Source organism: Deinococcus hopiensis KR-140 (genome assembly GCF_900176165.1).
GTDB classification, from domain to species: domain Bacteria; phylum Deinococcota; class Deinococci; order Deinococcales; family Deinococcaceae; genus Deinococcus; species Deinococcus hopiensis.
This window is the reverse complement of record NZ_FWWU01000007.1, coordinates 263,794-276,125: the sequence shown is the minus strand read 5'-3', so window position 1 is coordinate 276,125 and position 12,332 is coordinate 263,794. Positions and strand designations below refer to the sequence as shown.

The 12,332-nt window shown below is 62.8% G+C and carries 12 protein-coding genes; 4 read left to right on the top strand and 8 right to left on the bottom strand.

All coding sequences use genetic code 11. The annotated features are described in order from the left end of the window. Positions 1-234: 234 nt before the first annotated feature. Genes B9A95_RS09880 through B9A95_RS09855 form a run of 6 tightly spaced genes read right to left on the bottom strand, consistent with a single transcriptional unit; the run spans position 235 to position 5,087 of the window. Complete coding sequence (locus B9A95_RS09880; protein WP_139806643.1) at positions 235-1,353, bottom strand: vWA domain-containing protein; 1,119 nt, start codon at positions 1,351-1,353, stop codon at positions 235-237. Positions 1,354-1,355: 2 nt separating this feature from the next. Then, positions 1,356-2,360 carry an ATP-binding protein gene (locus B9A95_RS09875; RefSeq protein ID WP_084046878.1) on the bottom strand — a complete coding sequence of 335 codons (1,005 nt, stop codon included), beginning with the start codon at positions 2,358-2,360 and terminating at the stop codon, positions 1,356-1,358. Continuing rightward, entirely contained in the window at positions 2,357-2,941 is a 585-nt protein-coding gene (locus B9A95_RS09870; protein WP_084046876.1) for a hypothetical protein, read from the bottom strand. Before B9A95_RS09870 ends, B9A95_RS09875 begins: the two co-directional genes overlap by 4 nt. 15 nt (positions 2,942-2,956) lie before the next feature. Then, on the bottom strand, positions 2,957-3,511 hold the full coding sequence (locus tag B9A95_RS09865) for a DUF2239 family protein (RefSeq protein WP_084046874.1): 555 nt from the start codon (positions 3,509-3,511) through the stop codon (positions 2,957-2,959). Positions 3,512-3,516: 5 nt separating this feature from the next. Next, positions 3,517-3,867: a GIY-YIG nuclease family protein gene (locus tag B9A95_RS09860; RefSeq protein ID WP_084046872.1), complete on the bottom strand. Its 351-nt coding sequence runs from the start codon at positions 3,865-3,867 to the stop codon at positions 3,517-3,519. Then, entirely contained in the window at positions 3,864-5,087 is a 1,224-nt protein-coding gene (locus B9A95_RS09855) for an MFS transporter (RefSeq protein ID WP_084046870.1), read from the bottom strand. Before B9A95_RS09855 ends, B9A95_RS09860 begins: the two co-directional genes overlap by 4 nt. A 709-nt stretch (positions 5,088-5,796) precedes the next feature. Between B9A95_RS09855 and B9A95_RS34550 the strand changes: the two genes are divergently transcribed. The 3 genes from B9A95_RS34550 (at position 5,797) to B9A95_RS09850 (ending at position 8,219) form a co-directional block, all read left to right on the top strand. Further along, positions 5,797-6,114, top strand: coding sequence for a hypothetical protein (locus tag B9A95_RS34550; RefSeq protein ID WP_212648296.1), 318 nt, complete (start codon positions 5,797-5,799; stop codon positions 6,112-6,114). Between the two features lie 4 nt (positions 6,115-6,118). Continuing rightward, positions 6,119-7,130 (top strand): IS630 family transposase gene (locus B9A95_RS34545; protein ID WP_212648295.1). Its coding sequence is split into 2 segments (ribosomal slippage): positions 6,119-6,589 and positions 6,591-7,130, totalling 1,011 coding nucleotides; the frame shifts between segments, so codons are not numbered across the junction. Positions 7,131-7,249: 119 nt separating this feature from the next. Continuing rightward, positions 7,250-8,219 (top strand): IS630 family transposase gene (locus B9A95_RS09850; RefSeq protein ID WP_139806410.1). Its coding sequence is split into 2 segments (ribosomal slippage): positions 7,250-7,603 and positions 7,605-8,219, totalling 969 coding nucleotides; the frame shifts between segments, so codons are not numbered across the junction. Positions 8,220-8,516: 297 nt separating this feature from the next. On the opposite strand, the gene B9A95_RS09845 is transcribed toward B9A95_RS09850, so the two are convergent. Next, positions 8,517-9,815, bottom strand: coding sequence for an IS701 family transposase (locus B9A95_RS09845; RefSeq protein WP_084046868.1), 1,299 nt, complete (start codon positions 9,813-9,815; stop codon positions 8,517-8,519). Between the two features lie 1,001 nt (positions 9,816-10,816). Here B9A95_RS09845 and B9A95_RS35280 point away from each other — a divergent pair. After that, the gene (locus B9A95_RS35280) at positions 10,817-11,149 is read left to right on the top strand and encodes a transposase (protein WP_245808233.1); all 333 of its coding nucleotides are present in this window, start codon (positions 10,817-10,819) and stop codon (positions 11,147-11,149) included. A gap of 145 nt (positions 11,150-11,294) precedes the next feature. Here the strand turns inward: B9A95_RS35280 and B9A95_RS09835 are convergent, their stop codons facing one another. Further along, positions 11,295-12,305, bottom strand: coding sequence for a transposase (locus B9A95_RS09835; protein WP_212648294.1), 1,011 nt, complete (start codon positions 12,303-12,305; stop codon positions 11,295-11,297). Between the last annotated feature and the right edge of the window lie 27 nt (positions 12,306-12,332).

The window sequence follows — 12,332 nt, the reverse complement described above, 5'->3', positions numbered from 1 at the left end:
GGGAGCAAGCGGACGGTCAGCATCAGTCGTCTGCCCCTGATGTTGTCCTTAAGTGCTGAGGCGAGGAGGAGTTGGTTCAGCAAAGGCACCGCGGCGCTGCCGTTGAAGCAGCGCGGCGGCAGGAGTTGAAGGGACAGGGCTGCATTCCCTCGCAAGCCGACGCGAAGGTCACGAATGGCAAAGTACAGGCAGGGTGGTTGCGGACCCCGAGGTGGGGCTTACCGATGCTGTGTCTCAGGTCGGAGGACCAAGCCGCAGCACTTCACCAAAAGGAAAGAGGTCGTCGGGCGCGCCGCCGTCAGGCACAACCCACACCACAGGCGCGTGAGGAGCTTCCGGCGGGAAGCGTCCGTATCCGTCCGTGAGGTAGACGATGAGTTCCGTTCCCTGAGCTGCAGCCGCGAGGGCAGGGCGGAAGTCGCTGCCCCCACCACCTTTGGGTGGGGGGAAGGGGGTACTCCCACTCAAGTCGTGTGGACCATGTACCTCTGCGTCCGCGTAATACAAACTGGCGTGCAGGTGCGGGTACACGCCGGTAATGCCGCGAACTTCCGTCAGCAGCGTCCGCAGGCATGAGTTCGTCACGCTACCAGAGGTGTCCACCACGACCACGAGCCGTAGCGCGTCCTCCTCAAGCGCTTCCAGGTAGAGGCGGCGACCGATGAAGCGCCTGTCAAACCCACCGAAATCCACGGGGGAGCGGACCAGGAAGCGCCACAGCCGAGCCTTCCAGTCGAGTTGGGCGATCTCCAGACCGTCAAGTTCGCGCTGCAGGCCGAGTCCACCCTCACCCCCGCCACCCCCCAGGGCCTTGGCCGCACGGGCCAGCGCGCGTACCCTCGCCCAGGGCACGCCGCTTCCCGTTCCGCGCCCGTTCCCCTCCCGCGGCGTGTTGCTCGGCGGATCGCCGATCAGGTCGTCCGTCTCAGTGACGCTCTCTTCAGGCCGGTGTTCCAGAGCGGCGTACACGTCCTCTACCCGCCGACCTTCGAGGAGAAGCGAGCGGCCGGTGACAGGCAGCCCTGCGTTCGCCACCAGGCCGTGGACGACGATGTCGGCCGCTCGGTTCCAGCGCTTGGCGTCGCGCCCACCGCGCCGCGGTCCATGCTCGAGCGCGAGGTGGAGCACCTGGTGCAGCAGGAGCGCGTCGAGTTCCGCCGCCGGAAGTGTGGCGGCGAGTTCGGGGTGGATGTAGACGCGGTGCCCGTCTGTCGCTGCGCGCGCCACGCTCCATGACGGTAGGATCTCGGCGTGGAGCGTGAGCGTGGCAAAGAACGGAGAGCGCCCCGCGAGGCGTCGGCGGGAAGCCGCGACGAGACCTTCGAAGGCGGCCTCAGCGGGGTGCACCGTCACGTTCAGGCCTCCTGTCCGGTGAGCGTGCGGTGCACGAGGTCCGTGAGGGCGGCGTCACGCTCCATCAGCTCCGTAAGGGCGGCGAGCTGGCCGGTTGCCTGAAGGCGGCCAACGAGGTGCGTGACGAAGAGTTGCGTCCACTCTGGGCTGGCGGCGGTGAGCCACCCAAGCGCCCGTGCGGCACGGTCGGCGTCGCCGGCGCGGTCCGCGAGGGCAGTGACCGTGGCGTAGGAAGCGCTGGGTTCGGCTGGGAACACCGCATTTGTCGCCTCACCCGCGAGGACGCGCTCCAGGTCGGGGAGGGAACCGTACAGGTGCGCGAAAGCCATGAATTCTGCCGCCGCCCCCTCCCCGATGGCGGGCGCAACGTCGAGGTCCGCTGCGTGCAGGTCCGAGGCCACCGACCAGCTGCGCGGGCTGGGCCACGCGGGTCTTGCAGGGTCCAGGGCGTGCAGCAGTTCCGAGCGATACATGAGGAAGGCGATGACGTGCGGGTGGATGCGGGCAGCGTGGGCATAGGCGCGCCAGGCCGCGAAATCGGGGCGCACTTCGAGGTGCACAAAGCGGTTGGCAAGAGGCGCAGGCATATCAAAGACGCTGGCGCGGTCCTCCTTGCGGTTTCCGGCGGCCCACACGAACCAGCCGTCCGGTAACGCGTAGCTGCCGACGCGGCGGTCGAGGATGAGTTGCTGCGCCATGCCCTGCATGGTGGGCGGGGCCATGTTGAGTTCGTCGAGGAACAGCACACCACGGCCCGAGCGGGGCAGGAACTCTGGGGGAAACCAGCGGCTCACGCCGTTTTCAGCGACAGGGAGTCCGCGCAGGTCGGTTGGGGCGAGCTGGGAGAGGCGCACGTCGGTAAATTCGAGTCCAAGTTCGCGCGCGACCTGCGAGACGATACTGGATTTGCCGACGCCGGGGGGTCCCCAGATCATGGTGGATACGGTGAGGTCCCGGCGGACGAGGGCAGAGAGGTAACCGTGCAGTTCTTGTGGCGAAAGGGTCATGCGGACTCCTTTGATGAACGTGCGGCGGCACGCACAAGCGGATGCGGATCATGGGTTAGGGTGCTGCGCACCGCACCGGGCAGCTCTGGGCGCGCGGCAACCGCGCGGCGCACACCGTAATCGGCGTCACGTGCGAACTGCGCAATGAGGGGCAGTGGCAGCGCGGGCTGCCGGGCGATGCGGGCGCGCACATCCCAGTTGTCACTGCGGGCAAGGGTACCGAGGGCTTCCCACGGGAGACCATTCCGGCAGGCGAGGGCGCCCTGAACGTCTGGGTCAGGGTGGCGAGCGGCGAGGACAAGGAGGGCGTCCGGCGCACCCGGGCACGCGATGAGGGCGAGCAGGGCCGGGGCGGGCCAGCGGGCCACATCAGGCGAGCGGGCAAGGAGGACGAGGGGAAGCGCGGGGTTGTGCAGTACTTCTTCGGGGTGATCGGCAGCGAGCGCACCAAGAACGGTCACCGGAGTGTTGGGATGGCGGGCGACGGCGGCACGGATGAGAAAATCCTCATGGTGGGCCAGGGTAGTCAGCTCCTCGGCGTTCGCTTGCGCGATTGGCAGAGGGGACTCAGAGGTCAGCATGGAAAGCTCCGTGGGTCAGGAGGCGCCGGAGATGAAGGCTGGGGCGGCGAGATGGAGGGCGTGCGCACGTATGTCGTCGGGCCAGTCGCGGGTGAAGCGTTCGTACTCCTCCTCCTGTCCGGCATACAGGGCCCTGGACGCGGCCTGGTAGTAGGGCAAGTTGCCGGCGAGGGCCGTCATAAAGTGCTGTGCGGCCTCCTGCGCGGCCTGAGCACGGGAGGTATTCCGCTGCATCGCTTCGTCCATAAGGCGGCGCAGGACAGCGCCGGACCCTTCGGGTTGATCGTTCAGCCAGTCCCAGTGACGTGGCAGCAACGTGACGCTGCGTGGGGTGCGGACGGGGCGAGCGCCAACAGGAGGTGGATCGGGCAGAGCCCGGCGGAGGATGTCTTCCACGTTGCCCCGCAAGTCGAAGTCGGTGGTGCGGCCGTCGCCGTCGTTCACCAGCACGAGGGGGAAGTTCGGGGCGAGGCCGCTGAGGCGAACAGCGAGGTGGGCAAGTACGTCAGCGAGCGGCGCGGTGATCAGGCGGCGCTCGCCGTAGAACGCAGTGTGGGTGGACTGGGTCATGGGCGTCAGTAACACTGCTCGGGCGGCAGGGCGAGCCGGTCACGCCACAGGTCGAGAAGTTCTGCGAGGTCGTCGGGCGCAACCTTTCCCGAGACGTCCGGCTCAATCTCGTCGAGCACTTCGAAGAGGAAGGCCGCTTCACCGTCGGCATTCCAGTCAAGGTGGACCGGGTTGAGGTTGTGACCTCCGGTTTTGAAGGGCGATTCGAGCCGCGTCGTCAGGTGGAACTGGATACGGTTAAGCATTCCCTGGGCGTGGGTGCTGGCCCCGAGCAGCGTGCGTCCGGAAGGCAGGTGGGTGATGCGGTACACCCCTGCCCGGGGTGTGAAGGCGTGGGCACGGCGTGTGTCGGTCATACAACTTCTCCTTGCAAGGCGGGATGGGTGCGGGTGGCAGCGAAGACCGCGAGGCCTCCGAGGAGCAGCAACGCGGCGGCGAAGTAGGCTGCGCCTGGCACGAATGGGGTGGCGTGTGGGGACGCGAAGTGCGAGAAGAGGGCGGTGGCCGCGAGCGGCCCGGCAATGGCACTCAGGGAGGTCAGGCCGGCGAGGGCACCCTGCACGCTGCCCTGGGCGTGGGTCGCAGCCTTGTTGGTCGTGAGGGCTTGCAGGGCAGGAGCGGCGATGCCCGAAAGGGCACCTATGGGAAGGGAGGCCCAGAGCATCCAGGGCGCTGAGGCGAGGCCGTACATGACGTACGCGGCAACGCCGGTGAGGAGTCCGAGGGTGACGGTCCGTTCCGGACCCACCTGACGAAGAACCCGCGGCAGCACGGCGACCTGCACGGTGGCAGAGAGCACACCGGCTAGAGCGAGGGCGAGGCCATTGGTCGCCGGGGTCCAGCCGTAGCGCACGGCGCCGTGTAAAACCCACGTACTGGTGAGGAACTGCGAGGCGAGGCTCACGAGCAGCACCACGGCCGCGAGAACAGGCAGGCCAGGGAAGTGGTTGAGGATACCGAGGGCACGGAGGGGCATGAGCGTCCGGGGGTCGAAGGGTGCGGGCTCAGCGCGGCGGGATTCAGGCAGGACAATGAGGCCGTACAGGAAGTTCAGGGCCGCGAGCGTGGCGGAGACCAGGAAGGGAAGGCGCAGATCAAGGCTGCTGAGAAGGCCACCGAGGGCGGGGCCGATGATCAGGCCCAGGCCGAAGGCGGCGCCCGCGATGCCAAAGTTCCGGGCGCGGTTTTCAGGGGCGCTGACGTCAGCGATGTAAGCGTTGGCGACGCCGATGGTGGCCGCTCCGATGCCACCGAGGGTACGCGCGAGGAGGAGCCACATCAGGGACGGCGCGAGGGCAGCGAGGATGTACGAGAGGGCAGTGAGAAGGGTTGAGAGGAGCAGGACAGGGCGGCGTCCGAAGCGGTCGGAAAGGGCCCCGAAGATCGGGGCGGCGAGGAGTTGCGCGGTTGAGAATAGGGCCACGAGGATACCGAGGAAATGGGGCGCGGTGAGGGGATCGCTTGTGAGATGGGCGACCAAGACGGGTGCGACGGGGATGATCAGGCCGAGGCCGATCATGTCGAGCGCGAGGGTAACGAAGATAAAGGGCAGGCCGGGGGAGCGGGGGGTGGGCATGGCAACTCCTGAGTTGGGACAAGGGTGGGCGGCCGCACCGACAGGAGCAGGCGCAGAAGTGTGACGCGGGTGATCTCAAGTGACGCGCGAATGAACGGGCGGAGAGACAACACTGCTGTGGACCCCCTGGCGGTGCGAGGAGGGCGCTGCGAGGTATCAACCCCGTGTCATCTACGCCGGAATATTACCCTGGTATAAAGCACGCGTCAATACCACCCGGGTATAAAGACAAATGGCGTATCAGGTCCGCTGCTCCTGGTCGCGGCTTGAGCCACATCCGCGCTATGGACCGGGCAGGAGCACCAACGGGTGGGTCGCTGCCAGAGGCAACTGGTCTGTACCTTTGCAACGCCTGCAGGAGCATTTCCCCACAGCAAAGACAGCGCGGTGGTCGCGGAGGGGTGGACGAAGCGCCACCCCGGATACGGGCTGGTGTTCACCCCAGTGCTGACTCTCCCGGAAGCCCTCAACCGTACGTACCGGTTCCGGCTCGCCCTGAAGCCAGGGCTGCTCGAACCTGGTATGAATTTTAGTCGTTTGGTACGACAATCAAAGCTATGCCGCTTAAACTGTAACATCTCAGAAGGGGCAGCATCGCTATTCTCCAGACGTGTGTCGCGCCTTCCCCCTCCTGATGGGGAGGGCTGCGCTCGCAACCTCACCCGAGCGGTGGGAGGACAAGTTCGGCCGTTTTCAGCTGGAGGGCTGCGTGAGCCGCAGCAAGACCGTGACCTGTCGGCTGACCTATACCGTGACCAAAACGGAAACCATGGGCGTCCACATCTGCACGTCCGACATCTTTGCCTATCTACCCAACCGCTCATTTCTTAGACCCAAAAAGGCTTCTAACGGTGTGGACACCGTGCAAGTCGGATGCACGCCTTATGTTCCGGGCCTGCGGAACGTCCCGCTGGGCCTGACCATCGAGTTTGAGGAGCCGTCGCCGTTCCGGTCATTTCGCGCGCTTCTGATCGCAGGCCACCGTCTTATTGATACCGGCTTGAATCGGAGACGAGTGGTAGGCTGAGGTCATGGTGCAGGTCTGGCGACCCTCAAGGCTGAGCCGCGCGCAACTCGAAGAACGACGGCTGTATGTGCAGCAACTTCTCCAGGATCCTGAAGTGACCGACCGCGTCATCGCTGAGACCGTCGGTGTTGCGGAAAGTACGGTCAGGACCTGGAAACAGCGACTCCGAGAACGAGGCAGTCTGGAGGCGACGCGGGCCACTGGTCCTCGGCGTCGCCTCACTGCTGAACAACTCAAGCAGCTCCAAGCCCTACTCGAGGCGGGTTCGAAGGCCGCGGGGTATAAGGATGAGCGCTGGACAACCTCCCGCGTGCGGGAGGTGATCGGGGTGCAATTTGAGGTGTGGTACCACGTCGATCACGTGAGGAAGGTACTCCATCAGCTGGGCTTTAGTCCTCAGAAGCCCGATCCACGCGCGATGGAGCGTGACGAACAAGCCGTTCAGACTTGGGTGCAGACCGTCCGACCCGAGTTGGAAAAAAAAAGTCGCTCAGGGCGCAACCCTGGTCTTCGTTGACGAGAGTGGCTTCAGCCTGAAACCCACGGTCACGCGGACTTGGGCTCCACGTGGCCAGACTCCCATCATTCACGCCAAAGCCGGGTGGGACAAGCTCTCTACCCTGGGTGCAGTGACGACCCGTGGTCAATTTCTGCAGCACACCATACCAGGAGCCGTTCGAGGACCTCAGGTGCTGGCGTTCTTTGAACATCTGCTCCGACATATCAAAGGCGACTTGATCGTCGTCTTGGACAACGCTCGCATTCATCATACAAAGGCCCTCAGAGCCTTCGTTGAGCAGCAACAGCGTCTCACCATCCAGTACCTGCCCCCATATGCCCCGGAGCTCAACCCGATCGAGCACCTTTGGGCCTATGTCAAAGGGCACCTGCTCGGCAATTTCTGCCCCAAAGACCAGGGCGAATTGAAAGATCGCTTGAACTTCGCCTGGCGTCGCCTTCGCGCCTCACAACTCCCCGCCAAGCTCACCCATGCCTATTGCTCGTCTCAAACCTAAGCCGGTATCAATAATGATGTTCAGATCCGTCCGGTCAAGTAATCCAGATTCTGCTCACTGAGATTTTTCTCAGACGATCAAACGAGATCGGCGTCTAGAGTATTTGACATAATAAGAGGATGAAGAAGCGGGTAGGGGCACGCGGGTACAGCGTCGATCTTCGAGAACGGATTGTCGCAGCGGCGCTGAAGGAGAAGGACCATCAGCGGGTGGCCGAAACGTTCGGGGTGGATGTGCGAACCGTTGGGTTGTATCTGAAGAAACACGAGGCGGGCACCTTGACGCACGTCAAGCGTCCAACAGGGCGTCGCCCACGGGTGCAGAGCGAGCATGAGCAAGTCCTCCTCCAGCAACTGGAGGAGGACTTGGATGCCACACTCGAAGAACATGCCCGCAAGTTGGAAGCCGCGACGGGACTGAAGATTAGCTACCGAACGGTAGACCGAATCTTCCGTCGGCATGGCATCACCTACAAAAAAAACGCGGGTCGCGTGCGAACAGAAGGAGGAACTGCGTCAGCAGTTCCTGAACGACCTGAAGCCTTACCTCCAGACCCCAGCCCGTCTGGTCTTTCTTGACGAGAGCGGCTTCCACACTGCCATGACTCGAGGATATGGTCGCGCGCACCGGACACGGCGTGCGCTCGCTTCCGTGCCCCGAAACTGGGGACGGAACCAAACGCTCGTCTGCGCGCTGCAGGTGAGTGGTCCCTTCGCTCCCCTGATCCTGGACGGTGCAGTCAACGGCGTGAGTTTCGAGTGGTACGTGCAAAACATTCTGTGCCCTGCACTGACCCCAGGACAGGTCGTGGTGCTCGACAACCTCTCGGCACATCACCGTGCGTCCGTTCGGACGCACATCGAAGCCCGCGGTTGTATGGTCCTGTTTCTGCCTCCCTACAGTCCCGATTTCAACCCGATTGAAGGCATGTTCTCTAAAGTCAAAGCCCTCGTCCGCGCAGGTGAATGGCGAGACCGGACCGCTCTGCTACAGGGGATTGGGGACGCTCTGAACGCCGTTTCGGTACGAGACGTTTTCGGCTGGTTCACCCACGCCTTCCCAGACATCTTCTTATGTCAAATGCTCTAGAGGGTGAAAAGATGCCCATCCAAAATAGAAGGTCTGGTTCTGTGGCGAGCGAACAAACAGGCTGAAGAAGTACGTGTGGGACGTTTATTGATGACGAGGTAGCCGCATCCCCAGTTCCGAGATTCCAGATCCAGCCTGGCAGCAGAGAGCTGGGAAGGGTGCTCGAAGTTGATCAAAGGTCCCTCCCCTGACCAGCAAGAAAACAGGCTCTGGGTCGGGTGTTTACGCAAATACCAAAATCAGGTCATTCAAGTTGGATCGTGATCTTGGCAGCTTCTAGCTGTACTTCGGGGAAATTCAGGGACCGCTGAATAAAGCTGTGCAGGCGCGGCATTGCTGGCACGGAGGTGGCAGGGGCAGGTCCCCTGCCACCTCCGCTCGAATAGCGGGGACAGTGTCACCTTTGAGGTCATCGGGCTGGGTCAATCGCAACCATTGAAGGAAGGTCAGGGCCAGCATGCAAAGCACGGCGTGGTGATGGAGGCCCTGCCAGGAACGGCCCTCAAAGTGGTCCAGACCGACTTCGTCCTTCAGCTCCCGGTGGGTCAACTCGCAAGGCCAGCGGCGCTTGGTCACCTCAACCAGCCGAGAGAGAGAGGTGTTCTCGGGGAGATTACAGACGTAGTATTTGCGTTCCTCTCCCCGTCGCTGTTCACCGATGATCCAGGCCGCCTGCCCGGGAAGGTGCTGGCCCTGGGCATTTTCCTCTCCATCGGCGAGACGCACGTACACAGCGGCAAAGCGTCCTGAGAGGGGACCCTTGGTCCCGTGTCGCCACACCAGGTGCTGCCATGCAGCACCTTTGAGGACGTCCTCCACCGATTGCCGGTCTTCGGAGGGGGTGGGGTGCTTGGGTCTTCTGCCACGAAAGAACTTGGGGATAGGGATTAAGCGAACGTCCTTGGGATAGACCGTCTGTGTGCGAGTCACACCCACCGACCACAGCAGTCCGCGCGTGGTGAGGGCATGGCGGAACTGAGCCGTCACGCCATACCCAGCGTCCGCCAAGACCATGCCGAAGGTGACGTGTTCGCGTACCCGGTCCAGTTCCTGGAGTGCCAACGCCCATTTGGTCTGTGGCTGCTGGTGTTCCAATGGAACACCAGCAGCCTGGAGACGCGCCGGATCGCTGGTCCAGTCCTGTGGCAGGAAGAGCCGGAGGGCCAGGGGAACAGGGACCTCGTGCTGGGCTAAGGTCAGGGAGACCAGACACTGACAGGACGTGATCTTGCCCACCTGTCCCGAATACTGGCGAGCAACCCCCACGGATTTCGTCCCAAATTTGGTCAGGCAGGTATCGTCAATGATCAAGACGGCGTCTTTGCCTCCAAGCATTTGCTGGGCCCGCTCGGCCAGCAGCGTTTCCAGGGGACGAGTTGGCCAGGGACTGTCGGTGATGAAGTGCTGGAGGTGGTCTTCTTTTCCAGGAGCCACCACAGCAGCCAGAGGTTGCATGCTTTTCCGGGACGCACCGCTGCACAGTCCACGCACGTACAACGGTGCCCAAGTGCGCCCTGCACGGTGGCGAAAGTGCGTCAGAAAGGGTGCGAACCAGGTGGGAAAATGTCGGGTCCAAGGGGGCAAAGAACGTGGCATAGCAGGAGGCCAGCATCACCGATGCTGGCCTCCCTGGTTCCTCCTGAATTTCCCCGAAGTACAGCTAGGATCCTGCACCCGCCGCTACAGTCCATGACACGTTGATGCTTGATGCAGAGCCATTCGTGACGACGATGGTGGAAACGGGGGGCGAAGCGAGGACGCGTCTAGATTCGCCTGCACTGTATATGTCTCCCCTCAATGGTTGTGGTGGCGCTGTATGTTTCTGCAGCTGGTGGATTCGCGTTTAGATCAGTGGCGTACTTTGCTCTCCCCGTGTTGATGGTGAAGCCAGGATCAGGCGCACCTCCATTCCAACCGGAGGGTCCAGTAATGTCCACATCTGCTCCGCGTGGGGGCGCACTCCCATCTGGGAGGCATGGTCGGAAGGGTCACGACTTAAAGTGCGACTGAAAAACGTGTAGGAGCGGGTTTTACCTGATTAGAGGATGGAGGGATGATGGGGCGGAGGTGGTGCCCGCGTCACGCGGGCGTGACCTCCCCAAACGACCTCACCGATGCCGGGTGGAACGTCCTCCAGCCGCTGACCCCACCTGAATCGCTTGTGGGTCGACCGCGCAAGTGGTCTTTGCAAGAAATTCTGGCGAGCATCTTCTCTGTCCTCCGCGGAGGTCGTGGCCTGGCAGGCGACGGCCTCACGATCTTTCCCCCTGGCAAACAACCGACCACGCGCACAGGATGTGGAGGCGGCAAGGCGTGTGGAAAGCGTTGCAGATCAAATTGCGTGAAGGTCGTCCGGGTGCGAGAAGGACGCCCTGAGACACCAAGTGCTGGAATGATTGACAGCCAATCGGTCATAACCACCGAGGCGGGGGGCCACGTGGTGACGACGGCGGTCAGAAGGTCAATGGACGGAAGCGTGATCTGCTCGTGGATACGCCCTGCCTCGTCATGGCGATCAAAGTGCATGAAGCGGACATCCTTCCTCCGCGCGGGCGCGGTCCTCCTCCTGCGAGGGGGCGCCAAATGTTTTTCCCCGAATGAAGCACCTGTGGGCGGATGCGGGATACACCGGAAAACTGGCAGGAGAACAGGGAACGTTTCTCGGCTGGACGCTGGAGATCGTGAAGCATCCCTGGTCAGGACAGCAGAGCACCTGGGCACCGAAAGACGCACCTCCACGACGTGTGGAGGTGCCCGCGGGATTTGTGGTGTTGAAACGGCGCCGGGTCGTGGAGCGGACCTTTGCCTGGCCCTGGAAATCCAGGCGCATGGCCAGGGACGATGAAGCGCTGCCGGAGACGGCTGAAAACCCTGTCTACGAGGTGAGGATCCGCTTGATGGTCCGCCGTTTGGCCAAAGGTCCACCCTGACCTTTTTCAGATGCACTTTATTGATCCCGGCTCAAGTTCGGGACGCCGGGTGTGCTCATCCCTCTGAGAAGCATTGCCCAGATGGAACATCTCCTCGATACCGCGCCTCACATCAAGGCCGGTATCAAGACTGACATCTTGCAGTTTAGGTGGAGGACGTCAGAAGTGCGTGCTGGAAGGCATCAATAGCATCAAGTTCGAGTTGGAGGGCTCTACGACGCACTTCGGAGACGAACGAGAACCGTACGGTACTCGCCAGGTCGCCCCAGTCCGGCCACGAGTGCGGCACACTCACAGGCAGGTCGAGGTTCTGAACATGGCACAAGAGAAAAGCCATGCCTGATAAGCACCACCAGCGCAGCACGCCCTGCTTGCTGTGCTGGGCGAAGCGTTCAAGCCCAAAACGTCCCTTGACCGTCTTGAAAAAGGCTTCGATCCGCCACCGGCGTTTCCCCACCCGTGCCAGGTACTTGCCGCCCAAGTCGAGATTCGACATGACAAAGCGTTGCTCCGGCTCCTTGTTTCGGTACAGCCAGACCCAGGAGACACACATCGCCTGGTCAAGCCCTGTGGGCTTGACCAGGCTCCCCCGTACCATCAGGTCGCGGAGCTGGCGGCTATCTTCGAGCTTGCGGGTACAACGCACGCCCACGACGATGTCCAACCCCCGAGTCAGCACGCCTTGGATGAATTCGGCACTCTCAAAGCCCCCGTCTGCGTGCAGACGAGGCCGACGTTTCCCCTTCAGCAACGTGGCAGGGACTGTTCGGAGCAACTTCAGGGCGAGTTGTGCGGGGGAAGGGGATCCCTTCCCCCGCCAGACTTGAAAAGCCCAGGGGAGACGAAGCTCCCCACAGCACAGGTACAACACCACCAAGTGAACGCCGTGGACGCTGTGGTAGGTGTGGACCCAATCGGCAAGTTCAACGAACTTGCCGGTCTTTTCCAGACTGGTGAGATCCACCAGCAGTTCCAGCCGGGGGCGCTGATGGGGTTGCTGTCGCCATAGGTCCTGCAACGTCTCTAGAGCGTGCTGACGCATGACTCGGCACAGCTGACGGGTGTTCCAATTCGCATGGTTGAGAAAACGGCTGAGGGCCGAGGGGGATTTGACGGTGGCGCGTTCCGGCAGAGGTCTGCCGGAACCATCCAACAACAGGTCCAGGAAGACTTCAAACGATTC

Coding starts and splice junctions, on each gene's coding strand:
- B9A95_RS09875 (WP_084046878.1), bottom strand. CDS start 2,360: ATGACCCTTTCGCCACAAGAACTGCACGGTTACCTCTCTGCCCTCGTC.
- B9A95_RS09870 (WP_084046876.1), bottom strand. CDS start 2,941: ATGCTGACCTCTGAGTCCCCTCTGCCAATCGCGCAAGCGAACGCCGAG.
- B9A95_RS09865 (WP_084046874.1), bottom strand. CDS start 3,511: ATGACCCAGTCCACCCACACTGCGTTCTACGGCGAGCGCCGCCTGATC.
- B9A95_RS09860 (WP_084046872.1), bottom strand. CDS start 3,867: ATGACCGACACACGCCGTGCCCACGCCTTCACACCCCGGGCAGGGGTG.
- B9A95_RS09855 (WP_084046870.1), bottom strand. CDS start 5,087: ATGCCCACCCCCCGCTCCCCCGGCCTGCCCTTTATCTTCGTTACCCTC.
- B9A95_RS09845 (WP_084046868.1), bottom strand. CDS start 9,815: ATGCCACGTTCTTTGCCCCCTTGGACCCGACATTTTCCCACCTGGTTC.
- B9A95_RS35280 (WP_245808233.1), top strand. CDS start 10,817: ATGAAGCACCTGTGGGCGGATGCGGGATACACCGGAAAACTGGCAGGA.